We start from the raw sequence: 25,128 nt of genomic DNA, 5'->3' as shown, positions 1-25,128 counted from the left end.
TGACCATCGCCCGCGGCGATGACGGGCAGTATGTACCGGCCCGCGAGCCGGAGCCCAATCCCGAACTGTTGACGGCTTTCGATGATTCCCCGCCGGTGCCGTCACGCGGCAACCTGCCCACCATTTATGATGGCATCTATCGCGCAGCCTATTCCTACGGCATGTCGAAAGACATGACCCAGCGCCTCGTCAGGCTGCTTGCCTCGAACGTCGATTTCCAGTCGCGCACCACGACGTCGGATCGCCTTGAGGTTCTGTTTTCGCAGCCGGATGAAGACGACGAGGCTTCCGAAAACTCCGAACTGCTTTATGTCTCGGCCAGCATCGGCGGCCAGACCCGCAATTTCTATCGCTTCCGCACCGAGGACGGCTCGTTCGACTATTTCGACGAGAACGGTTCGAGCGCCCAGCAGTTCCTGCTGCGCAATCCGGTGCCGAACGGAAAGTTCCGGTCCGGTTTCGGCGGGCGCCGGCACCCGATACTCGGCTACACCCGCATGCATACCGGCGTGGACTGGGCAGCCCCGCGCGGCACCCCCATCATCGCTTCGGGCAACGGCGTCGTGGAGAAAGCCGGATGGGCCGGCGGCTATGGCAAGCAGATCATGATCCGCCACGCCAACGGCTATGTCAGCTCCTACAACCACCAGAGCGCTTTCGCCAAGAACATCGCCCCCGGCGTGCGGGTGAGGCAGGGCCAGGTGATCGGCTATGTCGGCTCCACCGGCCTGTCGACCGGCGCCCACCTCCATTACGAACTGATCGTCAACGGCACCAAGGTCGACCCCATGCGCGTGCGCCTGCCTGTCGGCAAGGTGCTGAAAGGCGACGAGCTTACCGCCTTCCGGCACGAGCGCGAACGGATCGACGAATTGTTGCGGCAACAGGACCGGAACACGCTCAAGGTGGCCAGCGCCAACAAGGTCGAGGGCTGAGCATCTTGCAGTCAGGTGGAATCACCTGAAGTCGCACAAATGCGGCGAAAACAAATTGGCAGAGCGGCGGGCTGGATCTGTCCGGGCGTCCGCTGCTCTGAGCTTCCGCCCGGACCCGCAGCAGCTACTTCAGCTCAATCGATGAATTCGACAATGACGCCGGGCTTCACCAGCTTGGCAAGCTCGGCCGCATCCCAGTTGGTCAGGCGCACGCAGCCATGGCTGGACGTCTTGCCGATCTTGGATGGTTCGGGAGTGCCGTGGATGCCGTAGGTCGGCTTGTCCAGCGCGATCCAGATCGAGCCGACCGGACCGTTCGGCCCCGGAGGAATGGTCAGGACCTTGTCGTTATCGCCCTGCTTGAAGTTGATTTTGGGATTGTAGGTGTAGTTCGGGTTCACGGCGATGCGCGTCACCGCATGCACGCCCGAGGGTGAAGGCGTAGCCGAAGAGCCGATGGTGGCCGGATAGGCGGCCACCAGCTTGCCGTTTTCGTCGTAGGCGCGCACCTGCTTGGCCGCCTTGTCGGCGGTGATGCGCGCCACCGGCGTCGAGACCAGCCGGCCGAAATTGGCGACCTTGATGATCGTTCCCGGCCTGTTGAAATTGGCTTCCGGGTTGAGCGCCTTGAGATAAGCCTCATCCATGTGGAAGCGCTCGGCCAGCGCCTCGGTGACGGAGGTGTAGGACATGTGCTCGAGCTGGGCCTTATGGCTGTAATCTTCCGGCACCGAAGCGATATACGGACCGGCGGCATCCGCGTTGGTGATCTCGTAGAGGGAGAAGGCGTCTCCGCCTGTGTTCGCAAGGGCTTCCGTAATGGCGATGGCGTCGGTTGAGCGCAGCGTCTGGCCGGTGATGTCGCGATAGGCGGCCAGCGCCTTTTCCACATTCGAGCCAAACCGGCCGTCGATGACGCCCGGAGATGCGCCGACGCGGTCGAGCAGCACCTGCAAGGCAGCGATTTCCTCACGGCCGCCGAGGGCAAGCGACGAATCGACCCGCGTACTGGGCGTCACCGGCTTCGCTTCCTCGCGGCGGGCAGGCTCCAGAGACGCTTCCTCGAGCGGACGCCTCTCGATTCCCCGTTGCCCGCCACCCTGCTGGAAATCCGCCGGCGGGTCGCGATAGACGTCGCGCGGCGCTTCGGGAAAAATCTCGTAGCCGCCGCTCGAATAGGGATCGTAGACCCTGGCTTCCTCTTCGCGCTGCCTTTGCAGGAAGCGGGCCATATCGTCGGGATTTTCGTTGTAATAACGTTCCTGTCGCTCGGACCGTCGTTCCTGCTGGCGACGCACCGCCCGCCTTTCCCTGCGCGTGTCGGGCGGCTCCACGGCGATGACCTCGCCCGTGTAGGAATCGACGATCACCCTGTTGCCGAGACCGTCATAGTAGACTTCCAGATCTCCCGACTGCGCCAGCACGATGGACGCAGCAGCCTGTTCGGACTTCGGTGCAACATCGGCATGGCTTCCACCGCGCGACGCCATCGCATCGGCCGAAAAAAGCAGAGCGGCGATTGCCGAAGCGGACAGGAAAATGTTCGACATGCAGGCAAAGCTCTCCATGCATTTCAGCCGCCCGTTGCCGGACGAATCAAGGTTTTCGGGGCCTCGTCGCCCCCAGGGTCGACCAATCACGATAGGTTTCCAAGATGAACCGGGCATGAAGATGGCCGCATTGCTGCGGCCATCTGTTTAGCCGGTCCGGCTTGAGCCGGGCTTACGCGGCCCTGGCTTCGTCGCTTCCGCCCGCCTTGCTTCGGAAGTTCAGGCGGTCTGAACCTGCGGTCACCTTGACCAGCGAGCCATCGAGGATTTCGCCGCCGAGAATCTTCTCGGCCAGCGGATCCTGCAACTCCTTCTGGATGACGCGCTTGAGCGGACGCGCGCCATAGGCGGGATCGTACCCCTTCTGTGCCAGCCACTCGATCGCCTCGGCGTCGAGATCGAGGTTGATCTTGCGGTCGGCAAGCAGGTTCTCCAGCCGCCCGAGCTGGATCTCGACGATCCTGCCCATGTCCTGACGGCGCAGGCGGTGGAACAGGATCACCTCATCCACGCGGTTGAGGAACTCCGGCCGGAACGAAGCCTTGACGACGTTCATCACCTCGTCGCGCACCACATCCACATCCTGATCGTCCTTCAGTTCGACAAGATATTGCGCCCCAAGGTTCGAGGTCATGACAATGAGGGTGTTGCGGAAGTCGACCGTGCGGCCCTGCCCGTCGGTCAGGCGGCCGTCGTCGAGAACCTGCAACAGCACGTTGAACACGTCCGGGTGCGCCTTCTCGATCTCGTCGAACAGCACGACCTGATAGGGCCGGCGCCGGACCGCCTCCGTCAGCGTTCCGCCTTCCTCATAGCCGACATAGCCGGGAGGCGCGCCGATCAGCCGGGCCACCGAGTGCTTCTCCATGAATTCCGACATGTCGATGCGCACCATGGCATTCTCGTCATCGAACAGGAACGACGCCAGCGCCTTGGTAAGCTCCGTCTTGCCGACACCGGTCGGACCGAGGAACATGAACGAGCCAATCGGCCGGTTCGGATCCTGCAAACCGGCACGGGCGCGCCGGACGGCCTTGGATACCGCCTGCACCGCCTCGCCCTGGCCGACGACGCGCTTTCCAAGCTCGTCCTCCATGCGCAGCAGCTTCTCGCGCTCGCCTTCCAGCATTTTGTCGACCGGGATGCCCGTCCAGCGCGACACGATGTGCGCGACGTGATCGGGCGTCACCACTTCCTCGACCATGCCGCCCGGTGCGCCGTCATGGGCCTCGGCATCGGCCAGCTTCTTTTCAAGCTCCGGAATCCGGCCGTAGGCGAGTTCGCCGGCACGCTGGAATTCGCCCTTGCGCTGGGCAATAGCCAGTTCGTTGCGGGCCGCGTCCAGTTCCTTCTTGAGATCGGCGGCAAGGCCGAGCTTCTGCTTTTCGGATTGCCACTTGGCGGTCAGACCGGACGATTCCTCCTCGAGGTCGGCCAGCTCCTTTTCCAGCCGGACCAGGCGATCCTTCGACGCCTCGTCCTTCTCAACCTTCAGCGCCTCGCGCTCGATCTTGAGCTGCATGATGCGGCGGTCGATCTCGTCCAGCGCCTCGGGCTTCGAGTCCACCTGCATGCGCAGCCGCGACGCCGCCTCATCGACGAGGTCGATGGCCTTGTCGGGCAGGAAGCGGTCGGAGATATAGCGGTTCGACAGGGTCGCGGCGGAAACCAGAGCCGAGTCGGAGATGCGGACCTTGTGATGCTGCTCGTACTTCTCCTTCAGGCCGCGCAGGATCGAGATCGTATCCTCGACCGTCGGTTCGTCCACGAACACCGGCTGGAACCGGCGCGCAAGCGCGGCGTCCTTCTCGATATACTTGCGGTACTCGTCGAGCGTGGTGGCGCCGACGCAGTGCAGCTCGCCACGCGCAAGTGCCGGCTTGAGCAGGTTGGAAGCGTCCATCGCGCCATCGGCCTTGCCGGCGCCGACCAGCGTATGCATCTCGTCGATGAACAGGATGATGCCGCCGGCTGCCGCCGTGACCTCGTTGAGCACGGCCTTCAGCCGCTCCTCGAACTCGCCGCGATATTTCGCACCGGCAATCAGCGCCCCCATGTCGAGCGCCATCAACTGCTTGTCCTTGAGCGATTCGGGCACGTCGCCATTGACGATCCGCAGCGCCAGACCTTCGGCGATGGCCGTCTTGCCGACGCCCGGCTCACCGATCAGAACCGGATTGTTCTTGGTGCGCCGCGACAGCACCTGAATGGTGCGGCGGATCTCGTCGTCACGGCCGATGACCGGATCGAGCTTGCCCGAGCGCGCATCGGCAGTCAGGTCGCGTGCATATTTCTTCAGCGCGTCATAGCCCTGCTCGGCGGACGCCGAATCGGCGGTGCGGCCTTTGCGGATGTCGTTGATGACCTGATTGAGCGCCTGCGAGGTGACGCCGGCCTTCGTCAGGATGTCGGAAGTTTTGGCCGATTTCTCCATGGCCAGCGCCTGGAGGAGGCGCTCGACGGTGACGAAGCTGTCGCCGGCCTTCTTCGCCAGTTCCTCGGCCGTGGAAAACACCTTGGCCAGCGGCTGGGCCAGATAAAGCTGGCCATTGCCGCCTTCGACGCGCGGCAACGCCTCCAGCGCCGCATCGACACCGAGTTCCACGTCGCGCGGCCGGCCGCCGGCCCGCTCGATCAGCGAGGAAGCGAATCCTTCCTCGTCATCGATCAACGCCTTCAGGACATGCTCGGGAGTGAACTGCTGATTGTTGCGATTGAGGGCATATTGCTGTGCGGACTGGATGAAGCCGCGCACGCGCTCGGAATATTTCTCAAGATTCATATCTGTCTCCTTCCGTCACCGGCCCGCTTTGCGGCACCGGATCAGATTGTGGTGACGAACCCGCCCGATTGAGCCAGGTTCAATTCTCCAACAGATATGGGGCTCTGGATAGCCTCTCTCAAGAAGCTCTTCAGCGCGCGAAAGCGAATTTTTCCGGCCTTTTCGCCGCATGCGCTCTCATCCGCAAAAAAGCGGCGGGAATCGCCTCCCGCCGCTGCATTCAGGATCGGAAAACCGGTCAGCCTTCCGAGGCAGGCACTTCGGTCGATGCAGCCTCGGCGGCAGCGGCGTCCTTTGCCGCCGCGGTGACGCGGGGCTTGCGCGGGCGGCGCGGCTTGGCCGGGGCTTCCGCTTCGGCTTCCTTGACCTCTGCCGCGGCAGCCAGAGCAGCCGGGCCGAGATCCTTCGCCGGCTCTGCGGGAGCGGATACAGGCTCCTCGGCGAGGACGGGAGCAGCCGGCGCTTCGGCCTGCACGGTCTCCGCGACGATGTCCTTATCCTTCTGACGCGCGTCACGCGGACGGCGCTCACCGCGGCCGCCTGCACGCTCACGGTTCCTGCCGCCTTCGCGGCTGGCCCGGTTCTCGCCTGACGTTTCGGTCTCGGTGTTCAGCGCCACTTCGGCCGGGACGCCTTCGATCACCGGCTGCGGGCCGGAACCGTTGACTGCAGCCGGAGCGTGGCTCTCGCCGCCGTTGACCGGGGCCGCAGCCTCGGCCTCTTGGTCTTCATCGACCTCGTCGTCGAAATCGTCGCGCGCCGGCTGCACGTTCTGGATCGGCATCTGCGCCTGGGCGGCTGCGATGATGCGGTTGTAATGCTCGGCATGCTGGAGATAGTTCTCGGCTATCACGCGGTCGCCGGAACTCATGGCATCGCGGGCCAGCGCTGCATATTTTTCGGCGATCTGCTGGGCGGAACCGCGAATCTTCACGTCCGGCCCGTTGCTCTCATAGTTGCGGCTGAGCGGATTCGGCCCCTTGCGGTTGCTGTTGTTGTTGTTGCCGCCGTTGTTATTACGGCCGCGCATGCGCCTGTTCTGCTGTTGTGGCCTCATCCGAGTCTCTTCAGTTGGAAATCAAGAAAAACCTATCGCGGCGGCAGTGCTCACAAGGCCTGCCGATCTGCTATCCCGCCGGTGCTCGCCCGCATCGGTTGCGTTGGCGCCACGTGCCACCTTGTGTTCAGGTCACATAATACTTTCCGGATGATTCCCCGCGAAGCATTCAGCGCCCGTTCGCGCGAGAGGCAGCTATGTCCAAGGGAACCGAACCTCTGGGAAGACCTGCCCGCTTCAACTCATCCGGTTGAGGTGACCCTATCCATATTTGCAGACCTTGCCAAGCGTTATTTCGTCGCGCCCGCAGGGTCCTTACGCAGTTGCGAACAGCAAAACCCGGTCGTTTCCGGCAAGATCGGCCACGGTGCGTTCCAGCCGGAAACCTTCGCCCTCGAATATGGCGGTGACATCCGGCCGCTGCGTGCTGCCGATCTCGACAGCGACCAACCCACCCGCTTCGAGGCGAGACGCGGCGCCCGCCGCGATGATCCGGTAGGGACCAAGACCGTCCTCGCCGCCATCGAGGGCACGAAGAGGATCGAACAGCCGCACTTCATTCTGCAACGCTGCGATCTCATGCGAGCCGATATAGGGAGGATTTGCGGCAATTACACGGTAACGACCCGAAATTTGCGCGAACCAGTCCGACTTTTTTGCGGTGAAGCGGGCCGAAAGCCCGAGATTCTCGGCATTTCGGGTGGCCGTCGCCAGGGCGCCGTCCGAGATGTCGACACCAGTTGCCGTTGCCTCCGGCACATTGGCAAGCAGGGCCAGCGCAATGGCCCCGGTCCCGGTGCCAAGGTCGAGCACCCGGCATTCGCCTTCCCGCGCAACCACCGCGCGCATGAACGGCAGCACGGCGTCGACCAGCACTTCGGTATCGGGGCGCGGTTCAAGCGTCTCGGGCGACAGCGACAGGCGCAAGCCGTAGAATTCGCGAAACCCGAGAATACGATGGACGGGCTCGCCCCGGCACCGGCGCTCGAGGGCCGATTCGACCGCGGCGGCGGCGCCTGCGTCGACAGCCATCCCCGGCCGCGCGATGGCATCGCTGCGGGTGGTACCGGTAAAATGCTCGACCAGCAGCCGCGAATCGAGCGCCGCATCCGCGATTCCCGATTCGGCGAGCCTGTGCCGCGCTGAGCGCAGCAAGGTGCCAAGGGTCGCGGAGGCGTCAGCCATCATGGCGGCGTCAGCTTTCGCTCATGTCGGCGAGCAGTTTGGACTGGTGGTCGGCGATCAGCGCGTCGATGATCTCGTCCATTTCGCCCATCATCACGCGGTCGAGCTTGTAGAGGGTGAGGTTGATGCGATGGTCGGTCACCCGCCCCTGCGGGAAATTGTAGGTACGGATGCGTTCGGATCGGTCGCCGGAGCCGACCTGCGACTTGCGTGATTCGGAGCGCTCCTCCTCGGCCCGGCTGCGTTCCATGTCGAACAGGCGCGCGCGCAGGATCTGCATCGCCCGTGCCCGGTTCTGGTGCTGGGACTTTTCCGCGGAGACCACCATGATGCCGGTCGGCAGGTGCGTGATGCGCACGGCCGAATCGGTGGTGTTGACATGCTGGCCACCCGCGCCCGACGCGCGCATGGTGTCGATGCGGATGTCCTCGGCGCGGATGTCGATGTCCACCTCCTCCGCTTCGGGAAGCACCGCCACGGTGGCTGCGGAGGTGTGGATGCGCCCCTGCGCTTCGGTCTCGGGCACGCGCTGCACACGATGCACGCCCGATTCGAATTTCAGATGCGCGAACACGCCCTTGCCGGAAACGCTGGCGATGATTTCCTTGTAGCCGCCGACGTCGCCTTCGCTGGCCGAAATCGTCTCGAAGCGCCAGCCATGGGCTGCCGCGTAGCGCTCGTACATGCGGAAGAGATCGCCGGCGAAAAGTGCGGCCTCGTCGCCGCCGGTACCGGCGCGTATTTCCAGGATGGCGTTCTTCTCGTCGGCCGCATCCCTGGGCAGGAGCAGGATCTGGATGTCGCGCTCCAGCGCCTCGACCCGCTCTTCCAGCCCCGGCAGTTCAGCCTCGGCCAGCTCGCGCATGTCGGCATCGGTCGCCTTGTCAGCCAGCATGGCCGAAAGGTCGGCCTGCTCGCGCTCGGCGCTGCGCAGGGCGCGAATCTTGCCGACAAGATCCTGAATTTCGGAATATTCCGACGCCATCCTTACATAGGCGTCCGGTTCCGGTCCTGCCGCCATCTGCGCTTCGAGCATCTCGAAACGCTTGACGACCTGATCCATGCGGTCACGTGGGAGAAGAGACATACAATTACCGTGGCCGGTCTATAGAGGAACGGAGTGATCGTCGGCGAATGCCTGCAACAGGGCCCGCATCGGAATGTCGTTGGCCGGGGCCGACAGGTTGTCCTCGAAGAAGGCCTCGAGCTCCGCCACGGGCAGCTCCGTCAGCATGGCCTTGACGGGCCCGACAGAGGCCGGCGACATGGAGATGGAGCGGAAGCCAAGCCCGATCAGAACCATAGCCGAAATCGGCTTGCCAGCCAGTTCGCCGCACAGCGTTACCGGTGTGTGGTTGCGCTTTCCCGCATCGGCGATGGTCTTCAGAACCCGCAGGAACGGTACCGAAAGCGGATCGAAACGATCCGCCACCAGCGTGTTGCCGCGATCCACCGCCATGACGAACTGGAACAGGTCGTTTGAGCCCACCGAAACGAAGTCCACAGCCTTCATCAGTTCGTCGAGCTGGAAAAGCAGCGAGGGCACCTCGATCATGGCGCCGAGCTTGAGGCTGTTGGGCAGGAGATGCGCGAAACGCGACAGGTGCCGAACCTCGCGGTCGATGATCTCGCGGGCCTGCGCGATCTCGCCCAGTTCCGTCACCATCGGCAGCATCAGCTTCAGCTCGCGCCCGCCGGCAGCCTTGAGCAGTGCACGGATCTGGGTACGCAGCAGACCCGGACGGTCGAGGGTGAGACGGATGGCGCGCCAGCCCAGCGCCGGATTTTCTTCCGGCGTATTGTTCTTGAAGTACGGCAGCACCTTGTCGCCGCCGATATCGATCGTTCGGAAGGTGACGGGCTTGCCGCGCGCGGCGTCCAGCACATCGCGATAGAGCTGTTCCTGGCTTTCGGCGCGCGGGAAGGTCGAGGCGACCATGAACTGCAATTCGGTGCGGAACAGACCGATGCCCGCAGCACCGGATTCGGCAAGCTGCGGCAGATCGACCAGCAGGCCGGCATTCATGAGCAGTTCGACAGAGACGCCGTCTCTGGACACCGAAGGCTGGTTGCGCAGCTCCCGGTAGAGCTCCTGCCTGCGGGCGCGGAAACGCACCTTTTCGGCATAGGCGGCCTCCAGGTCGGATTGCGGACGCAGATGCACCGAACCCTCGTCGCCATCCACAATGATGGCGTCGCCGTTCTCGGCCATGGACACCGCGCCCTTGACCTGCCCGACAACCGGTATGCCGGTGGCGCGTGCCACGATGACCACATGGCTGGTGGCAGCCCCGTCTTCCAGCACCAGCCCGCGCAGCTTCTCGCGCGGATAGTCGAGCAGTTCCGCCGCTCCCATGGACCGCGCCACGATGATCGCATCCTTGGGCAGCGCGGCGGCAATATCCTCCGGCCCCGTCCCCATGAGCTGGCGCAGCAGCCGGTTGGCAAGATCGTCGAAATCGCTCATCCGCTCGCGCAGATAAGGATCGGTCATGTGGATCATGCGCGCACGCATGTCGCTCTGGACCTTTTCGACCGCCGCTTCGGCCGTCAGGCCGTTGCGGATCGCTTCTTCCAGACGGCGCACCCAGCCGCGATCGTTGGCGAACATGCGGTAGGCTTCCAGAACCTCGCGATGCTCGCCCTCGAAGGCGACGTCGCGGCGCTCCAGCATGTCGTCGATGGACAGCCTGAGCGAGCCGAGCGCCGTTTCCAGCCGGCGGATTTCTTCCTCGCTGTCCTCGTTGAACAGGTTGGTGACAACGACGCGCGGCTCGTGCAGCACGACATGACCGAGCCCGATGCCATCGTTGAAGGAAGCGCCGCCGAAGGAGACCGGCCGCTTGAGATCCAGTTCGAGGCCCGGGCGCGACAAGCGCGCCAGATCGCCGGTGGCGATCATCTCGGCGATCACCATCGCGGTGGTTTCAAGCGCCTCGACCTCGTCCTCGCGATAGCTGCGCATGGTCTTGTTCTGGACGACCAGAACGCCGAGCGTGCGCCCGGCGCGCAGCAGCGGCACACCGAGGAACGAATGGTAGATTTCCTCGCCGGTCTCCGGCAGATAGGCGAAGGCGGGATGCTCCTGCGCATTGGACAGATTGAGCGGCCGCGCACTGGCTGCGATGGTGCCGACCAGACCCTGGCCAAGACGCAGTTGCACGAGGTGAACGGCGGAAGGATTGAGACCTTCGGTGGCGTAGAGCTCCAGCACCGAATCGGCGCGCAGCACGTAGAGCGAGCAGACCTCGGCCACCATGTTGGCGGCAATGTCGCGCACGATCCGGTCGAGTCGATCCTGCGGCTCCAGCGGCTCCTGCATGAGCTCGCGCAACCGTTTCAGCAGAACGCGTGGGCCGACCGCCGTTTCGCGCATCGCGGCGTCTTTCTCCAATAGTCGCGCCGCCCGGTCCCGCGCGCCGGAAAAGGCCCGCTTCCGGGCCCGCGGCCCTTAACTCTTGTCCAGACCGTATACGGAATGGAGCGTGCGCACTGCAAGCTCTGTATAGGGTCCGTCGATCAGGATCGATATCTTGATCTCGGAAGTGGTGATGGCGCGGATGTTGATGCCCTTTTCCGAGAGCGCCTCGAAAGCCGTGGCGGCAACGCCGGCGTGGCTGCGCATGCCGATGCCGATCACCGACACCTTGGACATGCCTTCTTCATGCTGGATGGCGTCGTAGCCGATGGTGTCGCGCACCTTTTCCAGCACCACAAGCGCCTTGGCGACGTCGCCGGACGGGATGGTGAAGGTCATGTCCGTGAACTTGCCGTCCTCGGAAATGTTCTGGACGATCATGTCGACATTGATGCCGGCCTCGGCGAGCGGCCCGAAAATGCCGGCGGCGACGCCCGGACGGTCGGCGACGCGGCGCAGCGAGATCTGCGCCTCGTCCTTGGCGTAGGCAATACCGGTGACGACCTGCTGTTCCACGATTTCATCCTCGTCGCAAATGAGCGTTCCAGGCGGATTGAGAAAATCGTCCATGCCGGGGGCGTCGGGCTCCACGAAGGACGAGCGCACGAATGTGCGCACCTTGTGCACCATGGCAAGCTCCACCGAGCGCACCTGCAGCACCTTGGAGCCGAGCGACGCCATTTCCAGCATTTCCTCGAAGGAGATGCGATCGAGGCGGCGCGCCTTCGGCTCCATGCGCGGATCGGTCGTATAGACGCCGTCCACATCGGTATAGATGTCGCAACGGTCTGCACTGACGGCTGCGGCGATGGCCACGGCGCTGGTGTCGGAACCGCCCCGGCCCAGCGTGGAAATACGGTTGTCGGGGGCCAGCCCCTGAAAACCGGCGACCACCGCAACCTGCCCCTCGCCGAAGCGCTTGATCAGAAAGGAACCGTCGATTTCCTGGATGCGTGCGGCACCGTGCGAGTTGTCGGTGCGGATCGGAATCTGCCACCCAAGCCAGGACCGGGCGTTGACGCCCATGCTCTGCAAGGTGATGGCGAGCAATCCGGCCGTGACCTGCTCTCCCGAAGCGACGACGGCGTCATATTCGCGCGCGTCGTGCATGGGCGAGGCTTCGCGCGTCCACGCCACCAGTTCGTTGGTCTTGCCGGCCATGGCCGAAACCACGACAGCGACCTCATGGCCGCAATCGACCTCGCGTTTGACGTGCCGCGCCACATTGCGGATGCGGGCGATGTCGGCGACCGAAGTCCCGCCGAATTTCATCACGATACGCGCCATGGAAGCGGAATGCCTTTGAATGCCGGGGACGACCCGAAATGAACGGTCTGGCACGCAGGAGAAACCCTTGTGCCGATGCGCGGTCTCCTTAGCCAAAACATGCTTTGCGCGCAAGCGATTGCCGCAGGCCGGCGCAAATGCCGCCTTGACTTTCGCTGCCCCAGACCCGACTTCGTAGACCTTCACGGAGAACAGGACATGTCCGACACCCGACGATCGACCATCGATTCCGGAGAAGTTGAACGTTTTTCCGCGCTTGCAGCGGAATGGTGGAACCCGAACGGCAAGTTCCGCCCCCTGCACAAGTTCAACCCCGTGCGCCTTTCCTATATCCGCGACCGGATCGCGGAGCGTTTCGGCCGCGACCCGCATGCGGCGCGCCCCTTCGAGGGCCTGCGTATACTCGACATCGGCTGCGGCGGCGGCCTTCTTTGCGAACCGATGGCGCGGCTGGGCGCCGAGGTGGTGGGTGCCGATGCCTCCGCCACCAACATCGAGGTTGCGAAGCTTCATGCCGCCGAATCGGGCGTCGAGATCGACTATCGCGCGACCACGGCCGAGGACCTTGCCGACGCCGGCGAGAAATTCAACGTGGTGCTCAATATGGAAGTGGTGGAGCACGTTTCCGACATCGGCCTGTTCATCAACAAGTGCGGCGAGATGGTCAGTCCCGGCGGCATCATGTTCGTCGCCACCATCAATCGCACGCTGAAGGCACTGGGGCTTGCCATCATCGGCGCCGAATATGTCCTGCGCTGGCTGCCGCGCGGCACCCACCAGTTCGGCAAGCTGGTGAGGCCGGACGAACTCGAAAGCGCGCTGGCCGCCGCCGGTCTCGGCGTCATCGACCGCACCGGCGTCGTCTATAGCCCGCTGTCGGACCGCTGGCAGAAGTCGAAGGACATGGACGTCAACTACATGGTGCTGGCGGAAAGGCCGCTTCCGGCCTGAAAACGGGTGGCAGGCGTCAGCTGGCCGCCTGCTCCCGCAACACGGCTCTCTGCGCCCTGGTGGTTATGGCCACCCCGATCACGACGATGACTGCGCCGAGCCAGGTTTCCCAGCGATAGTGCTCACCCAGAAAAAGCGTGCCGGCGAACAGCGCAACGGCTGCGGCGACATAGCTGATCTGGCTCAGATAGACCGGGCCGCCCACAGCCTGCAGCCGGAAATAGAAGGCGAACATGGCGGCTGCCGCCACGACCTGGGCCAAGGTCGCGCCCGGCACATCGGCAAGCGGCGCGAAGGCGGACAACCCCGGAAGCAAGACGATTCCGGCGAGCAGCATCGCAGCCGATGCCAGATGGCTGCCGACCGCAAGCTCTGTCGGCCCCGTGTCCGCCGGCCAGTCAATGGTGCGGTATATGTTGCCGGCTGCCAGCAGCACGGGGATGAGCAGGCCGAATGCCACCCAGACAGGGTCGGCGGGCTGTGCCGCTTCGCCCCGTGTGGCCGCGACCATCGCGGCGCCTGCAAAGCCGACGGCGATGCCAACCATACCGAGCGCATTGGGGCGCTGCATGCCAAGCAATAGCGAAAACGCCAGCGTGACCACCGGCGAAAGCGTGTACATGATGCCTGTGTAGCCCGCACCGACCTTCGGAATGATGGAGAAGACGACCAGATTGGGCAGCGCATAGGATATGGCGGCGGCGATCAGGAAGTAGCGCAGCCGATGCGCGGTCATCCTGAACCGCTGGCGGCGCGCAAGCAGGACGCAAAGCAGGATCCCCCCTGCCCCCAGCGAGATGATGAAAGACCACACCATCGCATGGACGCCGGCGGCAGAGGCGATCTTGCCCAGGGGAAGGCCGACACCGAGCAGGAACCCGGTAATCAGAAGAAGGCCGGCGGCCGAGTCCCAGAGCGATTTCATCCGCGGAAGCTAGCCTGCCGGACCGGACACGCAAATGTGTCAGCACCGGCGGAGACGATTGGGCCAGACCTCAGCGCGCGAACAGGCTCAGTTCCTGTCGTCGGGAAAAACGGGGATCGGCATGAACTCGACGCCATCCTCTGCGAGATCCCTGGCCTCCTCCAGCGTCGCCTCTCCGTAGATGCCGCGCGCTTCGGCCTCTCCGAAATGGATCTTGCGGGCCTCCTCGGCGAACTTGTCGCCGACATAATCGGCATTCTCGCGCACTTTCGCCGCCAGCGCCTTCATCTCCTGCAGCGCCCGGCGCTGTGCGTCGCCCATGGCCAGCGCCATCTTCTCCTTCTTCTCCGAGGTGGAGACGGCCGGCGCCATCAGCGCCTTGTCGACCGTGGACGAGCCGCAGGTCGGGCAATCGACGAAGCCGCGCTTCTTCTGCGTCTCGAAGTCGTCACCGCTGCGGAACCAGGCCTCGAATTCATGATCATGCTCGCAGACGAGGGAAAAGCGGATCAAGCCTCTGCCCTTTCGATTATCCGGCCGGCACCATCCGCCAGCGTGAACTCCCGCGCGTTCTTCAGGTTGGGTATCTTGGCGCGGGCCGCTGCCGACTGGGCCGGGTCGATCTCGGCCACGATGACCCCCGGCCGGTCGTGACCGGCCTCTGCAAGGATGCGGCCCCACGGATCGACGATCAGCGAATGGCCGAAAGTCTCGCGCCCGTCTTCGTGCTGCCCGCCCTGTGCGGCGGCAACGACGAAAGCCCCGTTCTCGATGGCCCGCGCGCGCAGCAGCACATGCCAGTGCGCCTCGCCGGTCTGGCGGGTGAAGGCCGCCGGCACGCTCAGAACCTGTGCCCCGGCCAGTGCCTCGGCACGGAAAAGCTGCGGGAAACGCAGATCGTAGCAGATCGCAAAACCAAGCGTCGCGCCATGGACGGCGGCGGTGACCGCCTGCGTTCCGGGCTCATAGGCCGCGGATTCGCGCCAGCTCTCGCCATGATCCAGATCGACGTCGAACATGTGGATCTTGTCGTAGCTGGCGAGTGTCTCGCCCTTCGGGGAGAACAGCAGCGCGCGATTGGCGATCTTTCCATCGGCGCGACGGATCGCCGTGGAGCCTATATGGAGAAATATGCCAAGGTCCGCGGCCAGACGGCGCGCGGTCGCGACGACGACATCGCGATCCTCGGATACGAACAGCTTTTCGCGGGCATCCTTTTCGCGCACCATGGCGCCGGTCATCTCAGGCGTCTGCACATAGGTCGCGCCCTGCCCTGCCGCCTCGCGGACGAGTGCCTCCATGTCCTTCGCATTGCGTTCAGGGCTCATGCCCGAACGCATCTGCACCGCTGCCGCCCTGAACACGCCCATGCGGGTTATCCTCTCATATCAGACATGGACCAGCAAAGCGTCGAGCCTGCCGGTGGCTTCCAGCGCATGCAGGTCGTCGCAGCCGCCGACATGCGTGCTGCCGATGAAAATCTGCGGAAAAGTGGTGCGGCCATTGGCGCGCGCAATCATTTCCTGCCGCAGTTCAGGCGAAAACGAGGCATCATGCTCGGTGTAGGCAATACCCTTGCGCTCCAGCAGGCGCTTGGCCGCCGAACAATAGCCGCACATGGCACGTGTGTAGATGGTTACATCGACCATTGGTCAACAATCCTGCCTCTTTATGCGGCTTATATAAGCATTGTCGTATCAGGCTGGAAGTCCCCGTCGCCGCCGCCCGGCAACACGCGCGCGAAGGTCAGCACGTCGACGGCGCCCGCCCCGCCCTTCTTCAGCGCCAGCGTCACCGCCCGGACGGTGGCGCCGGTGGTGTAGACGTCGTCGACAAGCAATACCCTGCGCCCGGCAATGGCAAGCGCACCTTCCGGTTCCACCCGGAAGGCGCCGCGCAGATTGTCCTCGCGCTCCCGGCGCACCAGCCCGACCTGCTGCCGCGTCTGACGCACCCGCCGTACCACGGACGGCTCGAAGCGCACGCCCGACGCCCGCGCCACGGCACGCGCAAGCTCCGCGGACTGATTGAACTTGCGCCTGAAGAAGCGCCGCCAGTGAAGCGGAACGGGCACGATCATGTCGGCTTCGCAAAGCAGTTCGCTGCCCGCCCGCAGCATCCACCCGGCCATCCACGGCGCAAGATCGGTCCGGTCATGATATTTCAGACCGCGGACCATGTCGCATGCCACCCCGTCATAGAGCACGGCGGCGCGCGCCCGCTCGAAAGGCGGCGGATCGCCGATGGCCTCGCCCGACAGGAAGCCTTCGCCCATGTCATGGGAGAAGGGCGTTCCCATCACCGGGCACCATGGCTGCTCCAGAAAGGTCAGGCGCGGCCAGCATTCGCCGCACAGCACACCGGGCCGGCTTACATGACGGCGACAACCGGCGCACACCGGCGGAAACAGGATTCGCGCCGGCCATTCGAACATGGATTTGACGGGCCTCTTGATCTCCACCCTCCAATCGGCCACCTGATACCTGTCGACAAGCTAGCAGAAAAAGCCGGAATCGGAACACGCCTTGCAGACCCTATTCGACACGACGTTGTGGATGGCGCACAAGCGCAGGGCGCTGGCCGGCAAGGTTGCCGGCAGCGATTTCGTGATGCGTCGCGTCGCCGACGATCTGGCCGAGCGGCTTGCGGCCGTCGGGCGTCGTTTCGGCGAAGCGGCAGCGCTGTTTTGCCAGACCCCAGCAGCGGTCGAGGCCATAGCCGAAACAGGCAAGGTCGGGCATGTCGCAAGGGTGGAATGCGATGCGGGCTTCTGCGACGACAATGAGGCCCTGCTCGCGCCCTTCGAGACCGTGCCCTTCGAACCGGAGAGCCTCGACCTTGCCGTCTCGCTGATGTCGATGCAGGCGATGAACGACATTCCCGGCATGCTGGTGCAGATCAGGCGAGCCTTGCGGCCCGATGGGCTGTTCCTGGGCGCGATGGCGGGCGCCGGTACGATGGCGGAATTGCGCGAAAGCCTGCTTGCCGCCGAAACGGAGCTTTACGGGGGCATCAGCCCCCGCGTCAGCCCCTTCGTCGATGTGCGCGACGCCGGCGCCCTGCTCCAGCGCGCCGGCTTTGCGCTGCCGGTCGCCGATGTCGAGACCATGACCGTGCGCTACGATCACATGTTCGCGCTGATGGCGGACCTTCGGGCAATGGGCGAGACCAATGTGCTTGCCGACCGCAGCCGCCGCCCGGCCACACGGGCGCTTTTCGCCCGCGCGGCCGAAATCTACGCCGAGCGATTCTCCGATCCGGACGGCCGCATCCGGGCAAGTTTCCAGATCGTATGGCTGTCGGGCTGGGCCCCGGACGCCTCGCAGCAGCAGCCGCTGAAACCCGGCAGCGCAAAAATGTCGCTCGCCAGGGCGCTGGAGCAGCCGACGAAGCAATGACCCCGTCTCCCGGCAGAACGGCTTTCCGCCGTCCCGGCCAGTTGTCTGGAAGCTTTCGGGATTGTCCTACCGGACCGAACCGACCAGAACCTGCTGGTCGTCGCGTATCGAAACCCAGCGCCCTGTGTGGTTCGATGCCTGCCGCTTCAGAAAGCGATAGCCGGTCTGCTCCCAGGAGCGCACGTCGTCGCGCAGATTGTCGAGCACGAAATCGCCCTTGCTGGTGCGCACGGTCAGAACCGCGTGCCCCTCGCCATCAGGCTTGCGAACCACGGTGATGAGAAGGTCTGACAGCGGAACGCCCATCGCATGCAACTGGCGTCGTTTTTCCAGAACGTAGTCCTCGCAATCGCCGACACCATTGTCGGGATAGGCCCAGACCTCCTCCTTGCCGTAAATTTCAAGGTCGCTCATGGGCTTGACGGCGGCGTTGACCGAGGTGGAGATCTCCACCAGCATGTCCCACAGTTCAGGCGTCATGCGCGCCGGGCCACGGTCTGCGGGGCGGATCGTGCACTCGGACGGGTTGGCCTGGCAGAACTCGTAATGGCCGATCGGTTGCGAGCTGATGCCACCGGTGACCATCGGACCGGCATAGACAGCCGGAGCCATCGCTGCCGCCGCCAATCCGATCGTCGCTGTCATGACGGCGCGCAGGCGCAGCCTTGCCGGTAAGGAGGTCATCGTCCCCGCTATCCCTGTTTGTTAACGAAACGTTAACGGTGATTTACACTTCGTGTCAATCACAGGGGCAGGCTGCTTCACGCTATGGTTACCGGGCGCGGCGAATGTGCAACAGTCGGGCTTGCCCCCGCGCTGAAGCATGTCGCCCGAAGATGGGAACCGGTTTCGGGACAACGACATGCGTAACAACATGCCCCTAAAGCGTAAGGAGCGAGCCTGAAAGATCGCGGCACGCTTCAGGGATCAGGAAACGTCGGACCGGACCAGGCGCGGACGGGAAGCGGCACCCTGCTTGCTGCGGTTGCTGGCGATGAAATCGACGATGCGCGGCGCGATCTCGGACCGGAAGCGCGAACCGTTGAAAACGCCATAGTGGCCCACGCGCGGCTGCATGTAGTGCGCCCGTTTCGCGGCCGGAAGGCTGACACACAGATCATGCGCGGCCTGTGTCTGGCCAAGGCCGGAGATATCGTCGTTCTCGCCTTCGACGGTGAACAACGCCACATTGCGGATCGCACCCGGATCGACAAGCTCGCCGCGATGCATCAGCTCGCCCTTCGGCAGCGCATGGCTGATGAACACCGCATCCACGGTTTGCAGATAGAACTCGGCCGTCAAATCCATCACCGCGAGATACTCGTCATAGAAATCCCGGTGCTTTTCGGCGCTGTCCCCGTCGTTCTTGACGAGGTGCATGAAGAAGTCCTTGTGGGCGATGATGTGGCGGTCGAGGTTCATGCTCATGAAGCCCGACAATTGCAGGAAGCCCGGATAAACCTTGCGCCCGAAGCCCGGCGCGGGCCAGGGCACATCCATGACGACGTTGTCGCGGAACCAGTCGAGCCCTTTTTCCTCGGCCAGCACATTGACGGCGGTGGGGCTGCGGCGTGTGTCGATCGGGCCGCCCATCAGGGTCATGGAGGCGGGCGCGAACGGGTCGCCGCGCTGTTCCATGACCGCGACGGCGGCCAGAACCGGCACGGAAGGCTGGCATACGGCCATGACATGGGCATCCGGGCCGAGGAAATGCAACATCTCGATGATATAGTCGATGTAGTCGTCGAGATCGAAGCTCCCCTCGCCGGCCGGCACCATGCGCGCATCGACCCAGTCGGTGATATAGACGTCCGCATGCGGCAGCATCGTCTCCACCGTGCCGCGCAGCAGCGTGGCATAATGGCCGGACATTGGCGCGACCATCAAAAGCTTGGGGTCGGGACGGCGTTGTGCGGGCAGATCGCGCTCGAAACGCAGCAGATTGCAAAAGGGGCGCGACCACACCACCCTTTCCGCCACATCGACGCTCTCCCAGTCCACCTTGGTCTCGTGGATGCCGAACTCTGGCTTGCCGTAGTGGCGCGTGGTGCGCTCGAACAATTCGGCCGTCGCCGCAACCGAGCGCCCGATAAGCGTTCCGGAGAACGGATTCAGGGGATTCGAGTAGAGTGAGCGCATTGCATCCGCAAAGGCCCGGGCGGGCTGCAAGGCGGCATGGTTCAGTTCGTAAAGCTGGTAGAACATCAAGGGTCCTTACTGGCTACGACCTATGAGGACGGGCGATGCCGGACCATCAATGTCGGATGGTGAAATTAACAATATATTGCTGCGACGCAATATTGGATGCAACAATCTCCCAAATTCTTGTGCACGAGGCGTAATTCCGCCCGCCGGCTAACACCTGGCCCCCGCCAGCCGTTCTGGACGCCCCGGCCTTTGCCCCCTATAAGCGCCTCTCGTTTCGGATACCGCGAAAGGCAAGCGATGACCGGCCCCGATGACAATAATGCCGCCAAGGCCCCGCCTTCCGATCTCGATGTTGCCCTGTTCACCCGGCCCTGGGTGTTCATCCGCGGCGTTCCGGCCATGAAATTCCTTCCGCCGGAAGGCCCGCCGGAGATCGCCTTTGCCGGCCGCTCCAATGTGGGAAAGTCGTCGCTCATCAACGCACTGGTGGGCCGGAAGGGCCTTGCACGCACGTCCAACACGCCCGGCCGCACCCAGGAGCTCAACTATTTCGTGCCCGACGGTTTTTCCGGCGAGGGAAGCGACCTGCCGCCGCTGGCGCTGGTCGACATGCCGGGCTACGGCTATGCGCAGGCTCCCAAGCAGCAGGTGGACGAGTGGACGAAGCTCGTCTTCGACTATCTCAAGGGTCGCGTGACGCTCAAGCGCGTCTATGTGCTCATCGACGCCCGCCACGGCATCAAGGCCAATGACGCGGATGTGCTGTCGCTGCTCGACAAGGCGGCCGTGTCCTACCAGATCGTGCTGACCAAGACCGACAAGATCAAGGCTGCCGGCGTGCCGCGGCTGATCGAGGAAACGCTTGAGAAAATACGCCGGCGACCGGCTGCCTTCCCCGCCGTTCTGGCAACCTCGTCGGAAAAGGGCGAGGGGCTGGAGGAGCTGCGCGAAGCCATCATCCAGTGCGCGCAAGGAAAGTAAGACTCAGCGTGCAACAGGTCCGGAAGCGCAGGGCGACCGCGGCATCGGTCGCGGATGGCAGGCTACTGGAAGGCTTCGCCCATCTTGCCGTTGTTGGAGTCCCACATCGCCACGACCTCATCCGCCGCTCCGCCGACCGCCACCACGATCGCGAGCGTGATCAGTGCAGCAATGAGGCTGTACTCGATTGCGGCGGTACCGTTCTGGCTGACAAGGAAATGCCGGATCAGTCTCGCCATCAGCGAATTCCCCTCTTTCCTGAGAGGATATCCGGCAAGAATTAAGGAAGGTTAACGCAACAGGCTTAACAGCCTGTGAACGGCGCGGTACGACCGGCGCGCCTGCGCTTGGAAAATCCGGACTGCCGCTGCATCGCGTCGGCGGCTCCGCCCGAGCAGAAGATCTTCTAGCAGTCTCCGCTTCTTGTACCGTCGGCACGGATGATGCAGACGGCCGATGGCGCGGGCTGCAACACGCTGCGCCGCACCGTATATGTGCCGCCACGCGCAACCGACCCGGTCGTCGTGAAGTCGAGCCCCGCCGGCTCCCCCCGCGACCATTGCTCCGGCGTCCGCCCCGCCAGCCAGGAGGCGGCGAACAGGGAAAGCGCCACCGCCACCGTTCCAAACAGCAGCGTAAGCCTCACAATGCCCATGCCTGCCCTCGCAGCCGTGCTTCCACGGCGGCGACGATCTGGATTCCAGTCGCTGTCGAGACTCAACCTGGCCTCCCCGAAAATTGCCCCGGCCCCCGCCGGATCCGAAAAAGATCCAAAGCCAGCTTCAATTTTCCACGACATGGTTAATCCTGCATTAACAACGTTGCAGAGCAGTTCCGGCAAAGGATGAAGCGATCTCGCGTCGGGCCTTTTCGCGTTCGGATGCAAGCGGAAAGGCTTTGGCAGCCCGACAGATCTTACAGGAGGTCGATAAGGAAGGGGATCAGCGGCGCGTCGGCCGGCGGCATGGGATAGTCGCGCATCTGGCGCGGCCTGACCCATTTCAGCGCCTGCGCTTCCCGCGGCTGAGGGGTGCCGGTGAAGCGACGGCACACATATAGCGGCATCAGCAGGTGGAAATCGTCATAGGTGTGGCTGGCGAAGGTCAGCGGCGCGAGGCAGGGAATCTGCGTCTCGATGCCGAGCTCCTCGCGCAGTTCCCGCACCAGGCATTCCTCCGGCGTCTCGCCCGGCTCCACCTTGCCGCCGGGAAATTCCCACATGCCGGCAAGCTGCTTGCCTTGCGGCCGCTGCGCGATCAGCACCCGCCCGTCGGCATCGACCAGCGCACAGGCGCTCACCAGCAGGAGACGTCTCGGCTTTTCGGTCACGCGGTCAGGCTCCCGGCGGGCGGCGATAGTGGTAATGATAGACTTCCGTGAAGCCGATGGACCGGTAAAGCGCCACGGCAGGCTCGTTGGCGGCTTCCACCTGCAGCCACGCCTGACGCGCCCCGCGCAGGCGCGCCCATTTCAGCGCCGACAAAAGCAGCTTGCGGCCATGGCCCTGACGGCGCCGGGACGCATGTGTCGCCACTTCGAACAGGCCGACCAGATCGCTGTCATGGACGCAGATCATGGTCGCAAACGGCTCATCCCCGCGCTCCATGGCAAACAGTCCGGTTTCCGGCTGGATTGCACCGATGATCTCGGAAAGACCGGCCCGCAGCGACGGGTCCGCCCCCTGCACATTGAGGGCAGCGGAAACGAAACGGCCGATATCCCTGAGCGGTATCTGGTCTATGGCGTCTTCCAGCCTCGCCTCGTCCAGGGGCAACCGCATCACCAGGGATTCGTCGAAGCGTGTCCAGCCTTCGGCATCGAACCAGCCCGACAGCTCCGGGCCCGACAAAGGCGAGACACGGAAGGTCAGCGGCCGGCCATAGGAATCGAACCGGCGCGCGGCGCGCGCGACCCTCTCGGGAATATCGGCGACATCGCCACGGTCGAGCGGGTTGACGGAGTTGAGCCGCTTGGCCGGATGGCCGGCGGTAAGCCGGATGACCCATGTACCGTCATAATGGACGGCGGCAGCCGGCCACGCGCGGAAGCCCGCAGCTTCGAAACGGCGAACCGCAGCCAGTTGCTCGCTCGGGTGGGTCAATGCGCTCAGCTCCGGTAGTCCCCGTTGATGGCCACATATTCCTTGGTCAGGTCGCAGGTCCACACCGTGGCCTTGCCCCGGCCGATGCCGAGGTCGACACGAATGACGATCTCGTCGCGCGTCATATAGGCGGATGTCGCCTCTTCCGAATAGGAAGGGTCGCGTTCGCCCTCATGGGCGAGGCGGTTGCCGCCGAACCAGATCGACAGCCGGTCGCGGTCGGCCGGCTCGCCGGCCTTGCCGACGGCCATGACGACGCGTCCCCAGTTGGCATCCTCGCCCGCCACCGCCGTCTTGACCAGCGGCGAGTTGGCGATGGAAAGCGCGATTTTCTTGGCCGAGCGCGCCGATTTGGCGCCCTCGACAGTGATTTCGATCTGCTTGCGCGCACCCTCGCCGTCGCGCACAACCTGCAGCGCCAGCGACTTCAGGATCTTGCCCAGCGCCCGCTTGAAGGACGACAGGCGCGGATCCTTCACATCAGTGATGGAAGGGGCACCGCGTTTCGACGCGGCCCCGGTTGCAAACAGCAGCAGCGTGTCGCTGGTCGAAGTGTCGGAATCGACGGTCACCGCGTTGAAGGTCTTCGCCGCGCCGCCGGACAGCAGCGCCTGCAACACGGGTGCGGCGATCGGCGCATCCGTGGCGACGAAGGAGAGCATGGTCGCCATGTCCGGCGCGATCATGCCCGCGCCCTTGGCGATGCCGTTGATGGCCACCTCCACATCGCCGAGCTTCACCGTCGCCGTCGCCACCTTGGGATAGGTGTCGGTGGTCATGATGGCGCTGGCAGCCTCCTTCCACAGGTCGGGCCGGGCGTCGCGCACCAGATCGTCCAGAAGATGGCTGAACTTGCCCGGATCGAGCGGCTCGCCGATCACGCCGGTGGAAGCGAGGAACACCTCGCGCTCGTTGCAGCCCGCCGCCTTCGCGGCAGCCTTGCCGGTTGCGGAGGTCGTCTCGCGCCCCTTCCTGCCGGTGAACGCGTTGGCGTTGCCGGAGTTGACGACCAGCACGCGCGCCTTGCCGCCGGGCAGGTTCTCACGGCAGAAATCGACCGGTGCGGAAGGGCATTTCGAACGGGTGAACACGCCGGCCACCGCGGTGCCGGGATCGAAGACCATGGCCAGAAGGTCGGTTCGGCCCCTGTACTTGATGCCCGCCTCGGCGGTCGCCATTCGCACCCCCTCGATGACCGGCATCTTCGGGTATTTCTTCGGGGCAAGCGGGGAAATGGCGGCGGACATGTGGCCTCGGCTGGGTAAAGATGGAACGTGACAGGATTTGCCCGATAGCGCAGCGTCACGCAAGGCGTTTGACGGCCTGTGGATGCCTGTAAAGCAAAAGGCCGGTCCTGTGACCGGCCTTTCGGTTTCCAGTGTACGGAGCTGCCTTATTCGCCGTCGGCGCTTTCCACGGCCTTCTTCAGCTCGGCATCGGGGATGTCGATCTTGGCGGCGCTGCGGGCATCCTTCACCACGGCGAAATACTTGTCGCGGATCAGGAGCTGCTTGACCTGCTCCTTGACCATGTCGAAGGCCGGCGGCTGCCGGGCGCGCTTGTCCTCGACCTTGATGACGTGCCAGCCGAACTGGGTCTGCACCGGCTCCTTGCCATAGCTGCCGACCTCAATGTCGAAAGCGGCCTTCTCGAACTCCGGCACCATCTGGCCGGGGCCGAAATAGCCCAGATCGCCGCCGCTGGTCTTGCCGCTCGGATCGGTCGTGTGCTCGTTGGCAAGCTTCTCGAACTCCGCACCGCCATCGAGATCCTTGACGATCTTGTCCGCCTCTTCCTTGGTCTTGACCAGAATGTGACGGGCATGGACCTCGTTGACCGGCGTGGCGGCAGCGATTTCCTTGTCGTAGCGGGCGCGGATTTCATCGTCGGTGATCTTGCCGACAACTTCCTTCTCGACAAACTGGCCATGCAGGGCGCGCTGCTGGAGGAAGGCGGCACGACGCTGGAAGTCCTCGTCCTTGTCCAGACCTTCGGCAACCGCCTTGTTGGACAGGACCTTGACCTCGATCGCCGCCGACAGGGCCGCAGCCCGGCGCTGCGCTTCCGGAAGCTGTGCGAACTGCTGGGCAAGCTCGTTCTGCGCCAGTTCCAGATCGGCCTCGGTGATCGGCTGTCCGTCGACGGTGGCCACCACGGCCTTCGGATCGACAGGCGCGGGCGCTTCGGTCGCCTGCGCGGCGGGAGCCTGCTCCTGGGCCGCGAGCGGAGCCGCTGCCAGAGCGGACAGGCTCACCGCCAGACCGAGGCTGGCGAGCGTGACGCGGCGATAAGAAAAGGGCATGAAAGAACTCCGGTGGAGATTGCAGACAGGTTAAGCACTTTCAGTCAGCGAAAATGTGGCGGAATTCCGCGCACCCGCGTGAAAAAGATCGCGCCGTTGACATCGGTG

The 25,128-nt window shown here is 64.2% G+C and carries 24 protein-coding genes (1 of these 24 running past the window's edge); 4 read left to right on the top strand and 20 right to left on the bottom strand.

Translation table 11 applies throughout. From position 1 onward, the window contains the following. On the top strand, positions 1–935 hold the 3' end of the coding sequence (locus DES43_RS04500) for a M23 family metallopeptidase (protein WP_035027112.1). Its footprint begins 1,033 nt before the window's first position; only the last 935 of its 1,968 coding nucleotides appear in the window; its start codon lies off the left edge, out of view; the stop codon is at positions 933–935. Between the two features lie 134 nt (positions 936–1,069). On the opposite strand, the gene DES43_RS04495 is transcribed toward DES43_RS04500, so the two are convergent. The 7 genes from DES43_RS04495 to DES43_RS04465 form a co-directional block, all read right to left on the bottom strand. Beyond that, positions 1,070–2,485, bottom strand: coding sequence for a L,D-transpeptidase family protein (locus DES43_RS04495; protein WP_133674827.1), 1,416 nt, complete (start codon positions 2,483–2,485; stop codon positions 1,070–1,072). Positions 2,486–2,657: 172 nt separating this feature from the next. After that, positions 2,658–5,267, bottom strand: a complete 2,610-nt coding sequence (gene clpB / locus DES43_RS04490) for an ATP-dependent chaperone ClpB (protein ID WP_035027113.1) — start codon at positions 5,265–5,267, stop codon at positions 2,658–2,660. 238 nt (positions 5,268–5,505) lie between these two features. Then, on the bottom strand, positions 5,506–6,297 hold the full coding sequence (locus DES43_RS04485; RefSeq protein WP_245264715.1) for a DUF4167 domain-containing protein: 792 nt from the start codon (positions 6,295–6,297) through the stop codon (positions 5,506–5,508). A gap of 342 nt (positions 6,298–6,639) precedes the next feature. Further along, complete coding sequence (gene prmC, locus DES43_RS04480; protein WP_035027220.1) at positions 6,640–7,509, bottom strand: peptide chain release factor N(5)-glutamine methyltransferase; 870 nt, start codon at positions 7,507–7,509, stop codon at positions 6,640–6,642. Between the two features lie 10 nt (positions 7,510–7,519). After that, positions 7,520–8,596 carry a peptide chain release factor 1 gene (gene prfA, locus DES43_RS04475; RefSeq protein WP_035027115.1) on the bottom strand — a complete coding sequence of 359 codons (1,077 nt, stop codon included), beginning with the start codon at positions 8,594–8,596 and terminating at the stop codon, positions 7,520–7,522. Positions 8,597–8,614: 18 nt separating this feature from the next. Continuing rightward, positions 8,615–10,885 carry a phosphoenolpyruvate--protein phosphotransferase gene (gene ptsP / locus DES43_RS04470; RefSeq protein WP_035027116.1) on the bottom strand — a complete coding sequence of 757 codons (2,271 nt, stop codon included), beginning with the start codon at positions 10,883–10,885 and terminating at the stop codon, positions 8,615–8,617. Positions 10,886–10,960: 75 nt separating this feature from the next. Further along, a complete protein-coding gene (locus DES43_RS04465; RefSeq protein ID WP_035027117.1) occupies positions 10,961–12,214 on the bottom strand; it encodes an aspartate kinase in 1,254 nt (417 codons plus the stop codon). A 198-nt stretch (positions 12,215–12,412) separates the two neighbouring features. On the opposite strand from DES43_RS04465, the gene ubiG reads away from it, so the two are divergent. Continuing rightward, positions 12,413–13,165 (top strand): bifunctional 2-polyprenyl-6-hydroxyphenol methylase/3-demethylubiquinol 3-O-methyltransferase UbiG, encoded by a 753-nt coding sequence (gene ubiG / locus DES43_RS04460; protein WP_035027118.1) that lies wholly within the window; start codon positions 12,413–12,415, stop codon positions 13,163–13,165. A gap of 16 nt (positions 13,166–13,181) precedes the next feature. Here ubiG and DES43_RS04455 read toward each other — a convergent pair whose 3' ends face one another. From DES43_RS04455 to DES43_RS04435, 5 genes are all read right to left on the bottom strand, one after another. Then, positions 13,182–14,090 (bottom strand): DMT family transporter, encoded by a 909-nt coding sequence (locus DES43_RS04455; RefSeq protein ID WP_035027119.1) that lies wholly within the window; start codon positions 14,088–14,090, stop codon positions 13,182–13,184. Between the two features lie 87 nt (positions 14,091–14,177). Next, a complete protein-coding gene (locus tag DES43_RS04450; RefSeq protein ID WP_035027120.1) occupies positions 14,178–14,603 on the bottom strand; it encodes a DUF1178 family protein in 426 nt (141 codons plus the stop codon). Then, positions 14,600–15,460 (bottom strand): carbon-nitrogen hydrolase family protein, encoded by an 861-nt coding sequence (locus DES43_RS04445; RefSeq protein WP_035027121.1) that lies wholly within the window; start codon positions 15,458–15,460, stop codon positions 14,600–14,602. Before DES43_RS04445 ends, DES43_RS04450 begins: the two co-directional genes overlap by 4 nt. 18 nt (positions 15,461–15,478) lie before the next feature. After that, positions 15,479–15,739: a glutaredoxin 3 gene (gene grxC, locus DES43_RS04440; RefSeq protein WP_035027122.1), complete on the bottom strand. Its 261-nt coding sequence runs from the start codon at positions 15,737–15,739 to the stop codon at positions 15,479–15,481. A 29-nt stretch (positions 15,740–15,768) separates the two neighbouring features. Continuing rightward, positions 15,769–16,524 carry a ComF family protein gene (locus tag DES43_RS04435; protein ID WP_051520593.1) on the bottom strand — a complete coding sequence of 252 codons (756 nt, stop codon included), beginning with the start codon at positions 16,522–16,524 and terminating at the stop codon, positions 15,769–15,771. Positions 16,525–16,615: 91 nt separating this feature from the next. On the opposite strand from DES43_RS04435, the gene DES43_RS04430 reads away from it, so the two are divergent. Further along, positions 16,616–17,488, top strand: coding sequence for a methyltransferase domain-containing protein (locus DES43_RS04430; protein WP_035027124.1), 873 nt, complete (start codon positions 16,616–16,618; stop codon positions 17,486–17,488). A 66-nt stretch (positions 17,489–17,554) separates the two neighbouring features. On the opposite strand, the gene DES43_RS04425 is transcribed toward DES43_RS04430, so the two are convergent. Both DES43_RS04425 and DES43_RS04420 read right to left on the bottom strand, forming a co-directional pair. Next, positions 17,555–18,172 carry a transglutaminase-like cysteine peptidase gene (locus tag DES43_RS04425; protein WP_035027125.1) on the bottom strand — a complete coding sequence of 206 codons (618 nt, stop codon included), beginning with the start codon at positions 18,170–18,172 and terminating at the stop codon, positions 17,555–17,557. 243 nt (positions 18,173–18,415) lie between these two features. Next, on the bottom strand, positions 18,416–19,693 hold the full coding sequence (locus DES43_RS04420; RefSeq protein WP_035027126.1) for a polyhydroxyalkanoate depolymerase: 1,278 nt from the start codon (positions 19,691–19,693) through the stop codon (positions 18,416–18,418). 240 nt (positions 19,694–19,933) lie between these two features. On the opposite strand from DES43_RS04420, the gene yihA reads away from it, so the two are divergent. Then, positions 19,934–20,617 (top strand): ribosome biogenesis GTP-binding protein YihA/YsxC, encoded by a 684-nt coding sequence (gene yihA / locus DES43_RS04415; protein WP_035027127.1) that lies wholly within the window; start codon positions 19,934–19,936, stop codon positions 20,615–20,617. A gap of 62 nt (positions 20,618–20,679) precedes the next feature. Here the strand turns inward: yihA and DES43_RS04410 are convergent, their stop codons facing one another. From DES43_RS04410 to DES43_RS04385, 6 genes are all read right to left on the bottom strand, one after another. After that, a complete protein-coding gene (locus DES43_RS04410) occupies positions 20,680–20,856 on the bottom strand; it encodes a Flp family type IVb pilin (protein WP_084496507.1) in 177 nt (58 codons plus the stop codon). Positions 20,857–21,023: 167 nt separating this feature from the next. Then, entirely contained in the window at positions 21,024–21,338 is a 315-nt protein-coding gene (locus DES43_RS04405; RefSeq protein WP_035027221.1) for a hypothetical protein, read from the bottom strand. Between the two features lie 194 nt (positions 21,339–21,532). Then, the gene (gene mutT, locus DES43_RS04400) at positions 21,533–21,946 is read right to left on the bottom strand and encodes an 8-oxo-dGTP diphosphatase MutT (protein WP_035027128.1); all 414 of its coding nucleotides are present in this window, start codon (positions 21,944–21,946) and stop codon (positions 21,533–21,535) included. 4 nt (positions 21,947–21,950) lie between these two features. Then, positions 21,951–22,718 carry a GNAT family N-acetyltransferase gene (locus tag DES43_RS04395; protein ID WP_425352090.1) on the bottom strand — a complete coding sequence of 256 codons (768 nt, stop codon included), beginning with the start codon at positions 22,716–22,718 and terminating at the stop codon, positions 21,951–21,953. A gap of 5 nt (positions 22,719–22,723) precedes the next feature. Next, a complete protein-coding gene (gene argJ, locus DES43_RS04390) occupies positions 22,724–23,965 on the bottom strand; it encodes a bifunctional glutamate N-acetyltransferase/amino-acid acetyltransferase ArgJ (RefSeq protein WP_035027129.1) in 1,242 nt (413 codons plus the stop codon). Between the two features lie 146 nt (positions 23,966–24,111). Beyond that, positions 24,112–25,020, bottom strand: coding sequence for a peptidylprolyl isomerase (locus DES43_RS04385; protein ID WP_035027130.1), 909 nt, complete (start codon positions 25,018–25,020; stop codon positions 24,112–24,114). Between the last annotated feature and the right edge of the window lie 108 nt (positions 25,021–25,128).

The sequence above is a fragment of the Aquamicrobium defluvii genome, assembly GCF_004363725.1.
GTDB lineage: Bacteria > Pseudomonadota > Alphaproteobacteria > Rhizobiales > Rhizobiaceae > Mesorhizobium > Mesorhizobium defluvii.
Note: the sequence above shows the minus strand (reverse complement) of the source record. Positions and strands in the feature narration are given on the sequence as shown.

Excerpts from the sequence above, each read along its gene's own strand:
- DES43_RS04485 (WP_245264715.1), bottom strand. The coding sequence starts at position 6,297 with ATGCGCGGCCGTAATAACAACGGCGGCAACAACAACAACAGCAACCGC.
- DES43_RS04385 (WP_035027130.1), bottom strand. The coding sequence starts at position 25,020 with ATGCCCTTTTCTTATCGCCGCGTCACGCTCGCCAGCCTCGGTCTGGCG.
- DES43_RS04410 (WP_084496507.1), bottom strand. The coding sequence starts at position 20,856 with ATGGCGAGACTGATCCGGCATTTCCTTGTCAGCCAGAACGGTACCGCC.
- DES43_RS04455 (WP_035027119.1), bottom strand. The coding sequence starts at position 14,090 with ATGAAATCGCTCTGGGACTCGGCCGCCGGCCTTCTTCTGATTACCGGG.
- ubiG (WP_035027118.1), top strand. The coding sequence starts at position 12,413 with ATGTCCGACACCCGACGATCGACCATCGATTCCGGAGAAGTTGAACGT.
- yihA (WP_035027127.1), top strand. The coding sequence starts at position 19,934 with ATGACCGGCCCCGATGACAATAATGCCGCCAAGGCCCCGCCTTCCGAT.
- argJ (WP_035027129.1), bottom strand. The coding sequence starts at position 23,965 with ATGTCCGCCGCCATTTCCCCGCTTGCCCCGAAGAAATACCCGAAGATG.
- prfA (WP_035027115.1), bottom strand. The coding sequence starts at position 8,596 with ATGTCTCTTCTCCCACGTGACCGCATGGATCAGGTCGTCAAGCGTTTC.
- DES43_RS04435 (WP_051520593.1), bottom strand. The coding sequence starts at position 16,524 with ATGTTCGAATGGCCGGCGCGAATCCTGTTTCCGCCGGTGTGCGCCGGT.
- DES43_RS04425 (WP_035027125.1), bottom strand. The coding sequence starts at position 18,172 with ATGACCTCCTTACCGGCAAGGCTGCGCCTGCGCGCCGTCATGACAGCG.
- prmC (WP_035027220.1), bottom strand. The coding sequence starts at position 7,509 with ATGGCTGACGCCTCCGCGACCCTTGGCACCTTGCTGCGCTCAGCGCGG.
- DES43_RS04465 (WP_035027117.1), bottom strand. The coding sequence starts at position 12,214 with ATGGCGCGTATCGTGATGAAATTCGGCGGGACTTCGGTCGCCGACATC.
- grxC (WP_035027122.1), bottom strand. The coding sequence starts at position 15,739 with ATGGTCGATGTAACCATCTACACACGTGCCATGTGCGGCTATTGTTCG.
- ptsP (WP_035027116.1), bottom strand. The coding sequence starts at position 10,885 with ATGCGCGAAACGGCGGTCGGCCCACGCGTTCTGCTGAAACGGTTGCGC.
- clpB (WP_035027113.1), bottom strand. The coding sequence starts at position 5,267 with ATGAATCTTGAGAAATATTCCGAGCGCGTGCGCGGCTTCATCCAGTCC.
- DES43_RS04445 (WP_035027121.1), bottom strand. The coding sequence starts at position 15,460 with ATGGGCGTGTTCAGGGCGGCAGCGGTGCAGATGCGTTCGGGCATGAGC.
- DES43_RS04420 (WP_035027126.1), bottom strand. The coding sequence starts at position 19,693 with ATGTTCTACCAGCTTTACGAACTGAACCATGCCGCCTTGCAGCCCGCC.
- DES43_RS04495 (WP_133674827.1), bottom strand. The coding sequence starts at position 2,485 with ATGTCGAACATTTTCCTGTCCGCTTCGGCAATCGCCGCTCTGCTTTTT.